The 16,164-nt window shown below is 71.8% G+C and carries 13 protein-coding genes; 4 read left to right on the top strand and 9 right to left on the bottom strand.

The annotated features are described in order from the left end of the window. Positions 1-7: 7 nt before the first annotated feature. The 4 genes from M6I34_RS11680 to M6I34_RS11665 all read right to left on the bottom strand — a co-directional run bounded on the left by M6I34_RS11680 (position 8) and on the right by M6I34_RS11665 (position 4,617). Positions 8-1,414 carry an amidase family protein gene (locus tag M6I34_RS11680; RefSeq protein WP_272485848.1) on the bottom strand — a complete coding sequence of 469 codons (1,407 nt, stop codon included), beginning with the start codon at positions 1,412-1,414 and terminating at the stop codon, positions 8-10. 7 nt (positions 1,415-1,421) lie between these two features. Beyond that, positions 1,422-1,814 (bottom strand): DUF302 domain-containing protein, encoded by a 393-nt coding sequence (locus M6I34_RS11675; RefSeq protein ID WP_272485847.1) that lies wholly within the window; start codon positions 1,812-1,814, stop codon positions 1,422-1,424. Between the two features lie 130 nt (positions 1,815-1,944). After that, positions 1,945-2,877, bottom strand: coding sequence for an NYN domain-containing protein (locus M6I34_RS11670; RefSeq protein ID WP_272485846.1), 933 nt, complete (start codon positions 2,875-2,877; stop codon positions 1,945-1,947). Between the two features lie 42 nt (positions 2,878-2,919). Further along, a complete protein-coding gene (locus M6I34_RS11665) occupies positions 2,920-4,617 on the bottom strand; it encodes a long-chain fatty acid--CoA ligase (protein ID WP_272485845.1) in 1,698 nt (565 codons plus the stop codon). Between the two features lie 117 nt (positions 4,618-4,734). Between M6I34_RS11665 and M6I34_RS11660 the strand changes: the two genes are divergently transcribed. Next, a complete protein-coding gene (locus M6I34_RS11660) occupies positions 4,735-5,559 on the top strand; it encodes an enoyl-CoA hydratase (protein WP_272485844.1) in 825 nt (274 codons plus the stop codon). A 55-nt stretch (positions 5,560-5,614) separates the two neighbouring features. Here M6I34_RS11660 and M6I34_RS11655 read toward each other — a convergent pair whose 3' ends face one another. Together M6I34_RS11655 and M6I34_RS11650 are read right to left on the bottom strand one after the other, a co-directional pair. Beyond that, positions 5,615-6,022 (bottom strand): PaaI family thioesterase, encoded by a 408-nt coding sequence (locus M6I34_RS11655; RefSeq protein WP_272485843.1) that lies wholly within the window; start codon positions 6,020-6,022, stop codon positions 5,615-5,617. A gap of 2 nt (positions 6,023-6,024) precedes the next feature. Beyond that, positions 6,025-7,485, bottom strand: a complete 1,461-nt coding sequence (locus M6I34_RS11650) for a ferredoxin reductase family protein (protein ID WP_272485842.1) — start codon at positions 7,483-7,485, stop codon at positions 6,025-6,027. 177 nt (positions 7,486-7,662) lie between these two features. Between M6I34_RS11650 and M6I34_RS11645 the strand changes: the two genes are divergently transcribed. Continuing rightward, positions 7,663-9,783, top strand: a complete 2,121-nt coding sequence (locus tag M6I34_RS11645) for a UvrD-helicase domain-containing protein (RefSeq protein WP_272485841.1) — start codon at positions 7,663-7,665, stop codon at positions 9,781-9,783. Between the two features lie 152 nt (positions 9,784-9,935). Beyond that, on the top strand, positions 9,936-10,667 hold the full coding sequence (locus M6I34_RS11640; protein ID WP_272485840.1) for a DUF6776 family protein: 732 nt from the start codon (positions 9,936-9,938) through the stop codon (positions 10,665-10,667). Here M6I34_RS11640 and M6I34_RS11635 read toward each other — a convergent pair. Further along, the gene (locus M6I34_RS11635) at positions 10,655-11,851 is read right to left on the bottom strand and encodes a pyridoxal-phosphate-dependent aminotransferase family protein (RefSeq protein ID WP_272485839.1); all 1,197 of its coding nucleotides are present in this window, start codon (positions 11,849-11,851) and stop codon (positions 10,655-10,657) included. The two genes, M6I34_RS11640 and M6I34_RS11635, sit on opposite strands and share 13 nt — an antisense overlap. Before the next feature lie 16 nt (positions 11,852-11,867). Then, the gene (locus M6I34_RS11630) at positions 11,868-13,352 is read right to left on the bottom strand and encodes a 2-hydroxymuconic semialdehyde dehydrogenase (protein ID WP_272485838.1); all 1,485 of its coding nucleotides are present in this window, start codon (positions 13,350-13,352) and stop codon (positions 11,868-11,870) included. Between the two features lie 84 nt (positions 13,353-13,436). On the opposite strand from M6I34_RS11630, the gene M6I34_RS11625 reads away from it, so the two are divergent. Further along, a complete protein-coding gene (locus M6I34_RS11625) occupies positions 13,437-15,074 on the top strand; it encodes a sigma-54 interaction domain-containing protein (RefSeq protein WP_272485837.1) in 1,638 nt (545 codons plus the stop codon). 54 nt (positions 15,075-15,128) lie between these two features. Here M6I34_RS11625 and M6I34_RS11620 read toward each other — a convergent pair whose 3' ends face one another. Next, entirely contained in the window at positions 15,129-16,130 is a 1,002-nt protein-coding gene (locus tag M6I34_RS11620; protein WP_272485836.1) for a LysR family transcriptional regulator, read from the bottom strand. Between the last annotated feature and the right edge of the window lie 34 nt (positions 16,131-16,164).

Here is a 16,164-nt window from a genome sequence, read left to right as displayed (position 1 = left end):
CGCGACCTCAGGCCGGATCGATCGGCGTCGGCGACGCGAACCGGCCCTCGAGCACCTCGAGCGCATCGAGCACCATGTCCTCGCGGAAGCGCCGGCCGATCAGCTGAACGCCCATCGGCAGGCCGTCGACGATGCCGGTCGGCGCCGCGGCGGCAGGAAGCCCGAGCAGTGGCACGAAGAACTGCGGGCCCTGCGCGCGCAGCACCCGGTCCATGCCGGCCTGGCTGGACACGTCGAGTCCCTGCGGGAAGGGCGCCTCGGCCGAGACCGGCGTCAGCACCAGCGGGTACTGCTGCATGAACAGCTGCCAGCGGCGCAACAGCGTGCTGCGGCGCGCGAGCGCCTTCATGTGGCCGAAGGCGTCGTTGCGCGGCGTGTTCGCGCACATGTAGCGCCAGGCGGTCAGCATGCCCTCGTCGGCCATCTTCTCCATCGCGTCGGACAGGAAGTGCAGCGCCTCGCCCTGGGCGATCGTGTCCCACAGCTGCGCGGCCTCGGCCATGTCGGGCGGGTCGACCTCCTCGACCGCGTAGCCGGCGTCGGCCAGCCAGCCGGCCGCGCGGCGCACCGCGTCGACCACCGCAGGATCGGCCGGCACGCCCGCCGACGAAACCGTGAACGCGACCCGGATCGGGCGCTGCGGCGCGGGGCCTTCGAGCGGCGCCGGCACCCACCAGGGGTCGCGCGCGTCGCCCTCGGCCATCGCGGCGAGCGCGAGCCGCAGGTCGCGCACGCTGCGAGTGAGCGGACCCTGCACCGACATCAGCTGCGCGCTGAGCGCCCGCTCTTCCTTCGCGCTGGGCAGGAAGGCCGGCACCCGGCCGAACGAGGGCCGCAGGCCGTACACGCCGGTGCAATAGGCCGGGTAGCGGACCGAGCCGCCGAAGTCGTTGCCGTGCGCGATCGGGCCGATGCCGGCGGCCACCGCGGCCGACGCGCCGCCGCTGGAGCCGCCGGGCGTGACCGTCGGGTTCCAGGGGTTCAGCGTGCGGCCGTGCAGCGCATTGTCGGTGAACCAGCGCATCGAGAAGGCCGGCGTGTTGGTGCGGCCGATCACCACCGCGCCGGCCCGCAGGAAGTTGTCGACCACCGGCGCGTTGTCGGCGGCGATCGCGTCGCGCAGCGCGACGATGCCGTTGCTGGTCGGCCGGCCGGCCATGTCCACGTTGATCTTGATCGTGACCGGCACGCCGTGCAGCGGGCCGAGCGCGCGGCCCTCGGCGACCGCGCGGTCGGCCGCGTCGGCCGCGACGAGCGCCTGCTCGGCGAGCACGTCGACGACCGCGTTGATCTTCGGGTTCACCGCGTCGAGCCGCGCCAGGCAGGCGGCGGTCGCCTCGCGGCTGGAGAAGCGGCGGGTGCGCACGCCGTGAGCGATTTCGGTGGCGTCGAGGCGCCAGAGCTCGGTCTTCATCGTCGCCTCAGCCGAGCGCCTTGCAGACCCGCATCAGCCGCTCGCGCACCTCCTTGCCGAGCGCGTGCACCTCGGGCTTGTCGACCATGCCGAGCACCGCCTCGGGGTCCATGAAGCCGATCGTGACCCGGCCGTCGGCCTCGGCGCGCACGATCACGTTGCAGGGCAGCAGCAGGCCGATGTCAGGCTCGGCCGACAGCGCGCGGTGCGCGAATTGCGGGTTGCAGGCGCCGAGGATCCGGTAGGCCGGCGTGTCGACGCCGATCTTCGCCTTCAGCGTGGCGCTGACGTCGATGTCGGACAGCACGCCGAAGCCCTCGGTCTTCAGCAGCTCGGTCACTTTCTGCACGGCCTCGTCGAAGCCGAGGTCGACGATGGCGCTGAATCCGTAGCTGGACATGGTGTGCTCCTTCTGGTTGTGGCGTTGCGATGCGATGAACGCGGTATGCCTCGTGCCGAACCGCGGCGCGATCCGGCGAAAGGGGGCGGTCGAGGCGGCGGGCTTGCGCTTCGGGCGGCAGGCCTTCGCTTCAGGCGGCCGCCTTGCGCTTGCGGCCGCCTGCCCGGCCGCGCCCGCCCTTGGCCGGCCGCGGCGCGAGCCGCACGAACAGCGACTTGCCGGCGCCGGTGCCGCGCTCCTCGAGCTCGAAGCGTTCGGGCATCGCGCGGACCAGGTCGCTGAACTTCCGGTGGCCGTAGAGCCGCGAGTCGAAGTCGGGGCGCAGCTTGGTGATCGTGCGGCCGACCGCGCCCAGCCCGGCCCAGCCGGTCTCGTCGGACACCGCGTCGATCGCGTTGGCGATCGTGTCGAGCAGTGCGCCGGGATCCTCGCCGGCGATCGGCGCCGGTTCGGCGGCCGGCTGCTCGCCGGGGGCCGGAACCGCGACCGCGGCAGGCGGCGCGGCGGCGACCTCGGACGTGCCGGCCTTCGCGGGACGCTTTTCGCTTGCGCCCGGTTTGCCCGCAGCGCCGGTCGGGCGCAGCACCTCGGTGTACACGAAGCGGTCGCAGGCCGACACGAAGGGCGACGGCGTCTTGCGCTCGCCGAAGCCGTAGACCAGCAGGCCTTCCTCGCGCAGCCGCGAGGCGAGCCGCGTGAAGTCGCTGTCGCTCGACACCAGGCAGAAGCCGTCGAAGCGCCGCGTGTACATCAGGTCCATCGCGTCGATGATCAGCGCGCTGTCGGTCGCGTTCTTGCCCTTGGTGTACGCGAACTGCTGGACCGGCACGATCGAGTGCTCGAGCAGCACCTTCTTCCAGCTGCCAAGCTGCGGCTGCGTCCAGTCGCCGTAGATCCGCTTGACGCTGGCGATGCCGTAGCGGGCGATCTCGGCGAGCAGGCCGTCGATCACCGCGGCGTGCGCGTTGTCGGCGTCGATCAACACCGCGAGCCGGTCCTGCTCGCCTTCCGCCGAGGGGCCTGCCTCGGCAACCTGGCCGCGCGGGGCGCTGCGCTTCGTCATGGTCTCTCCGTGCGTTTCGTCATGGTCTTCCCGCGCGCTGCGTCATGCCTGCTCCTTCTCCTGCAGCAGCCGCCACATCACCTTGCCCGAGCCCGACTTGGGCAGCGCGTCGACGAACTCGACGATCTGCGGCACCTTGTAGGCGGCCATGTGCTCGCGCGCCCAGCTGCGGATGTCGTCGGCGCTCGTGCGGTCGCGCGCCTCGTGGCGCAGCACGATCACCGCCTTGACCGTCTCGCCGCGATACGGGTCGCGGGCCGAGATCACGCAGGCCTCCTGCACCGCCGGGTGCCTGAACAGCATGGTCTCGACCTCGGCCGGCCAGACCTTGAAGCCGCTCGCGTTGATCATCCGCTTGAGCCGGTCGGTGATGAAGAAGTAGCCGTCCTCGTCGACCCGGCCCAGGTCGCCGGTGCGGAAGAACCGCTTGCCGTCGAGCTCGAAGAACGCGGCCTCGGTCTCGGCCGGCCTTTCCCAGTAGCCGACGAACACCTGCGGGCCGTTCACGACGATCTCGCCGGTCTCGCCCTGTGGCAGCTCCTCCAGGGTCGTGGGATCCACGATGCGCGAGTCCACGCCCACGAAGGGAATGCCCAGGCACTGGAGCTTGGGCGCGTGCGACGGGTTCGAGTGGGTGGGCGCCGCGGTCTCGGTCAGGCCGTAGCCCTCCATGTAGCGCAGGCCGAACTGCTTCTCGAGCTTCTCGGCCACCGCCTGCGGCATCGCCGCGCCGCCGCCGCCGATCTGCTCCAGGCTGCTCAGGTCGAAGCTCGCGATGTTCGGGCTGCCCAGCAGGTCGATGATCATCGTCGGGATGTTGGTCCAGGTCGTGACCCGGTAGCGCGAGATGATGCGGCCGGCGAGCTCGCGGTCCCAGCGCGGCAGCACCACGTTGGTCGAGCCGAGCCAGATCGGCACGTGCATTGCGTACTGCATGCCGGTGATGTGGAACATCGGCACCACGCCGAAGCCCACGTCGGCCGAGCTCGCGTGGCCCCACAGCGCGCCGGACACCGTGTTGTGGCCGATCGTGCGATGCGTGTGCATGCAGCCCTTGGGCCGCCCGGTGGTGCCCGAGGTGTAGCCGAGCGCGACCAGGTCGTCGGGCTTGCCGGCGTAGGGCAGCGGCTCGCGGCCCAGCGCGATCGCGTCGCGCCAGCGCGCGCCGCCGGCGGGCGGCTGCGGGTCGGCGGCCAGCCACTCGTTCCAGGCCTCGGGCGGCCGGTCCTCGGGCTCGGGATCGTCCGGCATCAGGTCGGTGTAGCGCGCCACGAGCAGGTGGCGCAGCCGCTGCGTCTCCTCGAGCTGTTCGCTGCCGCGGATCACTTGCGGAGCCAGGTCGCCGGCGCATATCGCCACCTTCGCGCCCGAGTCGGCGATGTAGTGCGAAAGCTCGTCTGCCCGGCTCATCGGGTTGGCCGGCACCACCGCGGCGCCGGCGCGCATCGCCGCGTAGAACGCGATCACGAACTGCGGCGAGTTCTGCATCATCAGCACGACGCGGTCGCCGTGCTTCACGCCGGCGTCGCGCTGCAGCCAGCCGGCGAGCCGGTCGACCAGCGCCTTCAGCTCGGCGTAGGAGATCCTGCGCCCGAAGAAGATCACCGCCGGCTTGTCCGGGTAGCGGCGTGCCGAGATCTCGAGGTTCTCCCAGAGCGTCGTCTCGAGCCGCGGGATCTCGCGCGGTACGCGATGCGGCCAGACCTTGTCGTGCAGGCGCCTGGGGGCGGGGGCGTTCATGGGATCGTGTCTCCTCGGGATGCTTCGGGTCGTTCCGGTTCTCGGTCGATCCGCGCGGGCGTCGCGGCGCGCCGGCGGTCGTGCAATATAGTAGCCCTGCCAACGAGAGCCCGCGCCATGAGCTACGAAGCCATCCTGTACGACGTCGCCGACGGCATCGCCACGGTCACGCTGAACCGCCCCGACAAGCTCAACGCCTGGACCCGCGGCATGCAGGCCGAGGTGCACGACGCGATGCACCGGGCGGCCGCCGACGACGCGGTGCGCGCGATCGTGCTCACCGGGGCCGGCCGCGGCTTCTGCGCCGGCGCCGACATGGGCCTGCTGTCGGCGGTTCGCGAAGGCGAAGCGCGCGTCTCGGCCGACCCGACCACGAGCCCGGTGCCGCCGATGGGCAGCGCGCTCGCCGACTTCCGCAAGACCTACAGCTGGTTCCCGACGATCCCAAAGCCGATCGTCGGCGCGATCAACGGGCCGTGCGCCGGACTCGGCCTGGTGATCGCGCTGTACTGCGACATGCGCTTCGCCGCGCAGGGCGCGATGTTCACCACCGCCTTCGCGCAGCGCGGCCTGATCGCCGAGCACGGCATCAGCTGGCTGCTGCCGCGGCTGATCGGCCTGCCCGAGGCCGCGGACCTGCTGTACTCGGCGCGCAAGGTCGGCGCTGACGAGGCGCTGAAGCTGGGCCTGGTGCAGCGGGTCGTGCCCGACGCGGAGCTGATCCCCGCCACCCGCGAGTACCTGCGCGGCATCGTCGACGGCGTGTCGCCGCGCTCGGTGGCGGTCATGAAGCGCCAGATCTGGGAAGCCATGTTCCAGACTCTGGGCGAGGCGATCGAGGTCGGCAACGACGAGATGCAGAAGAGCTTCGCGAGCGACGACTTCAAGGAGGGCGTCGCGCACTACCTGGAGAAGCGGGCGCCGCGCTTCACCGGGCGCTGACGCGCCGGCCCTGCGCGGCCGGGCTCCCGCCGCCCAGCCGCGGTTGCGGGGCCGGTCAGCGGTCCACCATCACCAGCTGCGTCTGCGTGACCACCGCGCAGACCTTGCCCGCCTCGTTGCGGACCAGCGTCTGCCAGACCATCGTGCTGCGGCCCTTGTGGAAAGCGGTCGATTCGCCGGTCACCTTGCTGCCCACCGGCGCGCCGGCGATGAACTTGGTGCTCGAGTCGGTGGTCGTGGTCCGCGCGCCGGGCGGCAGGTTGATCACCGTGCCGACCGCGCCCAGCGTGTCGGCGAAGGCCATGTACGCGCCGCCGTGCAGGATGCCGCCGGAGGTGCACAGGTCGGGGCGGACCTCCATCGTGGCGACGACCCGATCGGGAGAAACCTCCACCAGCTTCACGCCCATCAGGCCGGGGAAGAGCGGTTCCAGCCGCTTCTGCAGCGCTTCGAGTTCGGTCATCGTCAACTCCTGAGCGCGAAGGCGAGTGCCACCGCCAGGTTGGCCGCCGCCACCGCGGCGAAGGCCGCGAGCATCCGGCGCTCGCGCCGCCCCGGGCTGCCGCTGTCGTAGCGGAAGCGCTCGGCCACGATCTGCGCGAGCGGCACGCCGGCGCGATCGAGCGCGTGCTCGACCGCGTCGATCATCGGCGTGGGCCCGCACACGAAGTACAGCCAGCCCTCGGGACGGGCGGGCAGCAGCGGGCGCAGCGTGTCGGGGTCGAGCTGGCCGCTGATGCCGGTCCAGCCGGCCGGCGGCTCGCCGAGCACGAAGTGGGTGCGCAGGTCGATCTTCGCGGCGATGTCGCGAAGCTCCCGCTCGAACACGATCTGCTCGGCGATCCGGTTGCCGAACACAAGGATCACCGGCCGCCGCTCGCCGCGCGCGGCGAGCTCGCGCAGCAGCGAAAGCACCGGCGCGAAACCCACGCCGCCGGCGATCAGCATGATGCCCTCGCCGTCGCGGCCCTCGAGCGTGAAGTGGCCGTAGGGCGCGTCGAGGAAGACACGCGAGCCGGGCGGCACCGAGTCGGGCAGCGAGCCGGTGAAGTCGCCGGCCTCCTTGATCAGGAACTCGATCTCGGGCCGCTGCGCCGGCGCCGACGCGATCGAGAACGGATGGTCGCCGAAGCGCCAGGCGCTGCCCGCCTTGATCCACGCGAACTGCCCGGCGCGGAACGCGCAACCCGGGTGGCCCTCGGCCCGCAGCGCCAGCGTCCAGGTTCGCGGCGCGATCCGCTCCAACCGGGTCACCAGGTAGGGCTTTCGCGACATCGCCCAGGGTCGCAGCACCCACACGTGGACGAGCGCCAGCGCGCAAAGCGCCGCGGCCAGCCACCACATCCAGCCGAGCGGCGCCGCGCCCGAGTAGCGGCCGGCATCGAGCGCGTGGTGGATCGCGAGCGCCATCAGCGCGGCCGCGCCCAGCGCGTGCGCGAGCCGCCAGGTCTCGTAGCGGTACGGGATGCGGTCGCGGAAGATCGCCGCCGGCACCAGCAGCGCCATCAGCACCCACGCGGCCATGCCGGTGACCGTGGCCGCCGGCGTCAGCGCGAGCGTCGCGGCGCGGGTGTCGTCCCAGGGCTGCACGGCGAGCGGCAGCGTGTACATCATCGGATGGACCAGCAGGTAGACGAGCGCCGGCCGGGCGATGAGCTGGTGCATCCGCATCACCGCGTCGATGCCCACCGGCGACGAGGCGCCGCGGAAGCGCCCCGACAGCGCGAACTCCACGGCCAGCACCATCAGGCTGGTCATCGCGAGCGCCGACGACAGCTCGTCGGGCCAGGGGCGGGCCGGGAATCCCTGCCCCCAGGCGAGCAGCACCGGCAGGGCGGTGATCGCCACGTAGGCGGCCAGCAGCAAGGCCGCCGCGAGCGTCTGCCGCGCCGAGCGGCCCGAGGGTCGGGTCTCCTGTCGATTCATGGTCCGTGCGTCCGGGGCGTTGGTCGGATCCTTTCGGCTGCCGCTACATTAACCGCGGTCGCGCGTCGCCCGGGGCATCACCGTAGCGACGGGGTCGGCGAATCCGGCCGGGCTGCGGCGAAACCGGCGGGTTAGAATCCGGGCCCCTGCCAGCAGTCCCGGCGTGCCGCAGTCTCGATGTCCGCCCAGCTCAACCCAGCCCAGCGCGAAGCGATCCGCTACCTCGACGGTCCCTGCCTGGTGATCGCGGGCGCGGGCAGCGGCAAGACGCGCGTGATCACGCAGAAGATCGTGCGGCTGATCGAGGCGGGCTTCCCGTCGCGTGCGATCGGCGCGATCACCTTCACGAACAAGGCCGCGCAGGAGATGGCCGAGCGCCTGGGCAAGATGGTGAGGCTGCCCGAGGCCGAGCGGCCGCTGGTCAGCACCTTCCACTCGCTCGGCGTGCAGATGCTGCGGCGCGACGGTGCCGCGCTCGGGCTCAAGCGCAATTTCTCGATCCTCGACTCGGACGACGCGGCCGGCATCCTGCAGACCGCGCTCGGCACCACCGACCGCAAGGTCGCGCGCAACGCCCAGCACCGGATCTCGCTTTGGAAGAACGCGCTGGTCGACCCGGACACCGCGGCGGCCAACGCCGCCGACGAGCTCGAGCACCAGGTGGCGCGCGCCTACCGCGACTACGCGGCCACGCTTGTCGCCTACCAGGCGGTCGACTTCGACGACCTGATCGGCCTGCCGGTGAAGCTGCTGCGCGAGCACGACCAAGTGGCGAAGGCCTGGCGCGAGAAGCTGCGCTACCTGCTGGTCGACGAGTACCAGGACACCAACGCCTGCCAGTACGAGCTGCTCAAGCTGCTGGTGGGCCCGCGCGCGGCCTTCACCGCGGTCGGCGACGACGACCAGTCGATCTACGGCTGGCGCGGCGCCACGCTGGAGAACCTGAACCGGCTGTCCACCGATTTCCCGAACCTGAAGGTGATCAAGCTCGAGCAGAACTACCGCTCCAGCGTGAACATCCTGACCGCGGCCAACCGGCTGATCGCGAACAACCCGAAGCTGCACGACAAGAAGCTGTGGTCCGAGCACGGCCCCGGCGACCCGGTGATCGTGGTGCCCTGCGACAGCGACGAGGCCGAGGCCGAGTCGGTGGTCTCGCGGCTGCAGGCCCACCGCTTCGAGCGGCGCGGCAAGTTCTCCGACTACGCGATCCTGTATCGCGGCAACCACCAGGCGCGGATCTTCGAGCAGGCGCTGCGCAAGGAGAAGATCCCCTACGTGCTGTCGGGCGGACAGTCCTTCTTCGAGCGGGCCGAGATCCGCGACCTGCTCGCCTACCTGCGGCTGCTCGCCAACGACGACGACGACCCGGCCTTCATCCGAGCGGTCACCACGCCCAAGCGCGGCGTGGGCACCGGCACGCTCGAGGCGCTCGGCACCTACGCCGGCGAGCGCCACGTGTCGATGTTCGCCGCGCTGTTCGAGACCGGCTGCGAGCACCGCATCGCGCCGCGCCAGCTCGAGCCGCTTCGCGAGTTCGGCCAGTTCGTCAACCGCATCGCCTGGCGCGCGCAGCGCGAGCCGGCGGCCGAGGTGCTCGACGACCTGCTGGCCGCGATCGACTACCGCGGCCACCTGTTCGCCACCGCCGACGACAAGGTCGCCGCCGCGCGCTGGCAGAACGTCAGCGACTTCGTCGACTGGCTGAAGAAGCGGGCCGAGGAAGACGGTTCCACGCTGCTGCAGCTGGCGCAGACCGTGTCGCTGCTGTCGCAGCTCGACCGCAAGGACGCCGACGCGGATGCGGTGCGGCTCACCACGATCCACGCGTCCAAGGGCCTGGAGTACCCGCACGTGTTCATCGTCGGTTGCGAGGAGGGGCTGCTGCCGCACCACGGCGGGCTCGCGCGCGACGAGGCGGACGAGGCCGAGGGTTCCGATGCGGCGGGCGACGGTGCGAAGGGACGGGCCGGAACGCGCGCAGCGTCGTCGGGCGCGGAAGGCGCCATGGGGGCGGCGCGCCCGGCCGCCGTCCGCGAGGCCGCCCGCATCGAGGAAGAGCGCAGGCTGATGTACGTGGCCGTGACCCGCGCGCAGCGCAGCCTCACGCTCACGTGGTGCCGCGAGCGCAAGCGCGGCCGCGAGAAGTACCCGCAGGTGCCGTCGCGCTTCCTGGCCGAGATGGAGCTCGACGCGCGGCCGAAGGCCGGCGCCACGGTCAGCGCCGACGCCGCGAAGGCGAAGCTGGCGGGGCTGCGGGCGATGCTCGGGCAGTCGCGGGGCGCGGTGGCGGGCTGAGCCCCCTCGCCGCCGGGGCGTTGGCCTTTCGCCGCCCGCGCGTCTAAACTCGGCCTTCCGCCACGATCGGAGCCCGACAAGGGCTCGCCTCGGGGACGCGCTCGCCCTCTGCAAAGGCTTGGCGCGCCCCGACAAGAAGGAAACCACGCACGATGGCATTGTTCGGCAGAAACAAACCGGTCGTCTTCGACCCCTACGGCTCCAGCCGCCGCTCGGGCTTCCCGATCCCGCGCTGGCTGATCATCCTGATGCTGGGCATCGTGCTGGGCGCGGGCGGCCTGTTCTATGCCGAGGAGAACTACCTGCCGCCACGGCTCACCCCGGCCGAGTCGCAGCGGCTGCAGAACCGGCTCGCGGAGCTCGAGTCCGAGCGCCAGCGCCTGCAGGGCGAGCTCGACCGCACGACTGCCGAGGCGAAGTCGGCGGCGACAGCGGCCGCGCGCCAGATCGAGTCGACCCGCACCGAGAACGAGAAGCTGAAGACCGAGCTCGCCGCGGCCCGCGAGTCGGTGGCGCCGCTGAAGGCGGACATCGAGATGTTCGCCGAGGTGCTGCCGCCCGATCCGCGCGGCGGCGCGATCGCGATTCGCGCGGCCAACTTCTCCAACGTCGCCGGCCAGCTCGACTACCACGTGCTGCTGACCCGCGACCAGAAGGAGGGCAAGCCCTTCGAGGGCGTGATGGAGCTGATCGTGGCCGGCAGCCGCGGCGGCCGCAACGACACGGTGGCGCTGGACCCGGTGCCGGCGTCCTTCGCCAGCTACCGGCACATGCGCGGCAAGCTGCCGCTGCCCGAGGGCTTCGAGGGCCGGCAGGTCACCGTGCGCGTGCTCGACCGCGTGGGCGGCCGGCAGCTCGGCATGCGGGTTCTCTACGTGCGCTGATCCGGCTCGCTGAGGGCGGCGACCGCCGCGGCCGCGCCGTCGCCCACCGGGATCCCGAGCGTCCTGAGCGCGGCCTCGATGCCGCCGATCGCGCCGAGGATCGTCGCCTCGTTCTGGTCGCCCAGGTGCCCGATGCGGAAGGCCTTGCCTGCGAGCGGCCCCAGGCCGCCGGCGGCGGCCACCTGGAAGCGCTCGCGCGCCAGGCTCCGGATCGCATCGGGGTCCACCCCCTCGGCCACCGCGATCGTGGTCACCGACACCGATCGCGCCGCGGGCACCCTGCAGAAGAAGTCGATCGCGCCGCCCTCCCGCCAGGCCGACACGGCCGCGTGCACCGCGCCGGCCAGTCGCGCGTGCCGCGCGAAGACCCGGTCCATGCCCTCGCGCGACAGCAGCGCGAGCGAGGCCTCGAGCCCCATCAGCAACTGCTGCGGCGGCGTGCCGCAGAATTTCCGGTAGCCGAGTGCGTCCTTGCGGCGCCGCCAGTCCCAGTAGAAGCGCGGCGTGGGATTGGCCCGCGCGAGCGCGTCAGCCTTCGCGTTCGCCGCGACGAAGCCCAGTCCGGCCGGCAGCATCAGCCCCTTCTGCGAGGCGCCGATCGTCACGTCGGCCGGCAGCTTCGACATCGAGTACGGCGCGGCCGCCAGCGAGGCGACCACGTCGACCACCATCAGCGCCGGGTGGCCGCTCGCGTCGATCGCGGCGCGGATCGCCGCCAGGTCGTTGCTCACGCCGCTGGCCGTGTCGGTGTGCACCACGAACACCGCCGCGATCTCGCCGGCCGCGTCCGCACGCAGCGCGTCCTCGACCGCCTGCGGATCGATCGGGTAGCCCGGCCGCCAGGGCACGCGCACCACCTTGCGGCCCAGCGCCTCGGTCTGGATCGCCCACGACTCGGAGAAGTGCCCGGTGCCCGGCACCAGCACCGCCTTGTCCGGCGCGACCAGGTTCGCGATCGCGGCCTCCCAGGCGCCGTGGCCGTTGGCCGCGTACATGTACAGATCGCAGCCTGGCGCGTCGAGCAGCGCCAGCAGCCCCTGCTCGCAGGCCTCGATGATCCGGTCCAGCCGCGCGTCGGCCAGGTCCATCGACTGCCGGTGCATCGCCGACAGCACCTCGTCGGGGATAGGCGTAGGGCCGGGCGAGTGCAGCAGCCGCTGGCCCGGGATTCGAAGGCTGTCCATGGAAGGGGGCGCTCCTTTAGAGCTTGATGCAGACGTTCTTCAGTTCGGTGTAGAACTCTAGCGAGTGCACGCCGCCCTCGCGGCCGATGCCCGAGTGCTTCGAGCCGCCGAAGGGCGTGCGCAGGTCGCGCAGGAACCACGAGTTCACCCAGACGATGCCGGCCTCGAGCCGCGCCGACACGCGGTGCGCGCGCGACAGGTTCGTCGTCCACACCGCCGCGGCCAGCCCGTACTCGGTGTCGTTGGCGCGCGCGATCGCTTCGTCCTCGGTGTCGAAGGGCGCCACGTGGCAGCAGGGGCCGAAGATCTCCTCGCGGTTCACCGGCGAGTCGTCGGCCAGCCCGGTCCAGATCGTCGGCTCGACCCAGGCGCCGCCGGCCAGCGCGCCGGGCATTGACGGCACGCCGCCGCCGGTGACCACGGTCGCGCCCTCGAGCCGGGCCCGCTCGTAGTAGGCGAGCACCTTGCGCCGGTGCTCCTCGGAGATCAGCGGCCCCATGCCGGTGGCGGCGTCTTCCGGCGGGCCCAGCTTCAGGCCGCGCGCCGCGCGGGCCAGCGCGCCGACGAAGCGCTCGAAGATCGGCCGCTCCACGTAGACGCGCTCGGTGCCCAGGCAGACCTGGCCGCAGTTCGCGAACACCGAGCGCATCGTGCCCTCGATCGCGGCGTCGAAGTCGCAGTCGGCGAACACGATCGCCGGGTTCTTGCCGCCCAGCTCGAAGGACACCGCGCGCACCCCCTCCGCCGCCGCCTTCATGATCGCGGTGCCGGTGCGGGTCTCGCCGGTGAAGGTGATCGCGTCCACGTCGCGGTGGCGGGTCAGCATCTCGCCGGCCGAGCCCGGTCCGTAGCCGTGCACCACGTTGTACACGCCGTCGGGCACGCCGGCCTCCTTCATCACCTCGCCGAGCAGCGTGGCGGTCTGCGGCGTCTCCTCGGACGGCTTGCAGACCACCGTGTTGCCGCAGGCCAGCGCCGGCGCCACTTTCCAGGTCAGCAGCAGCAGCGGCAGGTTCCACGGCGAGATCACGCCGACCACGCCGACCGGCCGGCGCAGCGCGTAGTTCAGCGCGCCGCGGCCGTCGGGCGTGTCGGTCTCGAAGCACTCGGTGGCCACGTTGCGCACCGTGTCGGCGAACACGCGGAAGTTGGCCGCGCCGCGCGGAATGTCGATGTGGCTGGCCAGGCTGCGCGGCTTGCCGGTGTCCTGGATCTCGGCGGCGAGGAACTCGTCGAAGCGCGCCTCGATACCTGCCGCCACCTTGTGCAGCACTGCGCAGCGCTCGGCCAGCGGCAGCCTGCCCCAGGGCCCGGCGAGCGCCCTGCGCGCCGCCGCCACCGCCCGGTCGAGCTCGGCCTGGCCGGCCTCGGCCACCCGGGCCACTACGCTGCCGTCGACCGGCGTGCGCTTGTCGAACCAGGCGATGCCGGGGGCCGGCGCGCCGTCTATCCAGTTCGCGATGTCCTTCACCTTGCCGCCTCCCGACTCGTTGCCCGGCATGATAGCCGTGGCGCGGGCGCGCGCCGCGCGGCCCGGCGCCGATGCGGGCGTCGGCGGCCGCGCCCGTTCCGCTATGATCGTTCGATGCCCCGAACGCTCGAAGCCTGGCACGACTCCGACCGCCTGCTGAGGCTGGCGGCGCAGACCTTCTTCGACCAGCTGTCGGAGATGTGCGAGGGCATCCTGGTCGTCGACAAGGCCGCGCGCATCGTCTGGATCGACGAGCGCTGGCAGCGCAACATCCAGAGCCTGGGCTTCAACGACCCGGGCGACGTCATCGGCCGGCCGGTCGAGGAGATCGTGCCGAATACGCTGATGCGGCACGTGGTCGAGACCGGCAAGCCGATCCTGCTCGACATCCTCGAGAACAAGGCCGGAACCTACATCGTTTCGCGTTTTCCGGTGCACGACGAGGCCGGCGAGGTGATCGGCGCCGTGGGTCTGATCCTGTACGACCGGGTCGAGTCGCTCAAGCCGCTGATGGGCAAGCTTTCCCGCCTGCAGGCCGAGCTCGCACAGGCGCAGAGCGAGCTGGCCCGCCAGCGCCGCACCCGCTACACCTTCTCCAACTTCGTCGGCAACAGCGAGCGCGCGCTCGACGTGAAGAGCCGCGCGCGCCGGGCCGCGGTGCTCAACACCACCGTGCTGCTGCTCGGCGAGACCGGCACCGGCAAGGAGCTGCTCGCGCAGGCGATCCACTCGGCCTCGTCGCGCGCGCGCCATCCGTTCATCGCGGTCAACGTGGCCGCGATCCCCGACACGCTGCTCGAGGCCGAGTTCTTCGGCGTGGCGCCCGGCGCCTACACCGGCGCCGACAAGCGCGGCCGCGACGGCAAGTTCAGGCTGGCCGACGGCGGCACGCTGTTCCTCGACGAGATCGGCGACATGCCGCTGGGCCTGCAGGCCAAGCTGCTGCGCGCGCTGCAGGAGCGCGAGTTCGAGCCGCTGGGCTCGAACGCGGTCGTGCGCTTCGACGCCCGGGTGATCGCCGCCAGCAGCATCGACCTGGGCCAGCTGGTCGAGCAGGGGCGCTTTCGCGCCGACCTGTACTACCGGCTCAACGTGCTGCCTATCCGCCTGCCGCCGCTGCGCGAGCGCGTCGAGGACCTCGAGCCCTTGTGCGAGCACCTGCTCGAGCAGATCGCGCTCGACAACGAGATGCAGCCCAAGGAGATCGACCGCGACGCGATCGACGCGCTCGCCCGGCTGCCCTGGAAGGGCAACGTGCGAGAGCTGCGCAACGTGCTCGAGCGGGCCTGCTCGCTGTGGGACGGGATCCGGCTCACGCTGGATGCGTTCCGGGATGTCCTGCCGGAGATCGGCGCGGAGCCGGCGGGCGCGGAGCCGGGCATCGCGGCACCGGCCGCCACGACCGAGCGGGCGGGCATCGCGCACGCTGTCGCGAGGGGTGGGCCGGTCGCCGGGGATCCACGCGATCGGCCGGCGAATGCCGCGCCGTCCCCCGTCGCGGTCCACGCGGGGGCCGACGACCCTCCGCCCGAACCCGCCGCGCCCCACGCGTCGCTGGCCGAGCGCATCGCGCAGCTCGAGCGCGCCGCGATCCGCGACGCGCTGCGCGCCACCGGCGGCAACCGGCTGCAGGCGGCCAGGCGGCTGGGCATTGCAAGGGCCACGCTGTACCTGAAGCTGGAGCAGTACCCTGAAATCTCCTCGGCGAACGCTGAGGTGGCTGCTTCCGCCGCGGACGGGGCGAGGCGCTAGGAGTCAGCGCGGTCCGACCCGCGACGGACACCCTGGCCGCCCCTCGCGCTGCCCCTATTTCGGATGCGTCCGGATCCTTCCGCCTACCTGGGCCGCTCGCACGGCAGCGACGAACCGGTCCACCAGGGCCTGCCGCACGCGGGGCCGGTGACGCGTGAAGACCACGAGCGGGGGCAGCGTCAGTGGCGGCGTCACCGGTACGATGCGAAGCGCGCCCAGGTCTTGTTCTTCCTTCGCGTGTTCGGAACGCATCAGGCCCAGATTGCCCGCGTGCAGCGCCACCAGAGTGCGCACGTTCAGCGGCGACATTGACTCGACCGCCGCAGCCGGTGGCACGGTGCCCAACTCCAGATAGACCTGTACGAAGGCCCGCCTGAGAAGGGAATCCCTCGGCGGCAGCACCCAGCGCTCACCGGCCAGATCCAGCCAGCCCACTCGCCGCCTGCGCGCCCAAGGGCTGTCCCTCGGCGTCACGACCGAGATCTGATCGTCCCTGAGGCGCTCCATCCGCAGTTGGTCGATGCGTGCACTGCGAAGTTCGTCGGGCGGCACCGCACCCACCACGCAATCGAGATCGCCGCGCAGCAGCGCGTCGAGCAGCGCGTTGATCTGCGCTTCTCGAAGCTCGACGGTGAGTCTCGGATCCTCGCGCGTCAGCCTGGCCACCGCCTCCAGGACGGCGCGGGAACCGGAATAGGTTCCTATGCGCAACAGGCCGACCTGGCCCTGCCGTGCAAGAACGACCTCCCGTTCCGTGGCCCTGACCTCCTGCATCAGCACCTGCGCCCGTTCCACCAGCAGCATGCCCAGTGCATTCGGCGAGACGCCGCGCGCGCTGCGCTCGAACATCTGGCCGCAGAACAGCTCCTCTATTTCCTTCAGCATGCGCGTCACGGCCGGTTGAGTCAGCCGCATTCGTCCCGCGGCCGCCCGGACGGTGCCGGCGTCCGCAAGAATTTCCAGCAGCTCCAGGTGGCGCATGCGAAGCCGCCGCACCAGAACGCTGGCGCCGGTGGCGTCGGGAGCGGGGTCGGAAGCCGGCAGGGGCGTCTTCATGGCGATCAGATATTGGCATCGCCCAATAAAAAAA

Origin of the sequence: Zeimonas sediminis (genome assembly GCF_023721795.1) — a bacterium.
Classification (GTDB): domain Bacteria; phylum Pseudomonadota; class Gammaproteobacteria; order Burkholderiales; family Burkholderiaceae_E; genus Zeimonas; species Zeimonas sediminis.
The sequence above is the reverse complement of the archived record's forward strand: the minus strand, read 5'-3'. Positions and strand labels throughout refer to the sequence as shown.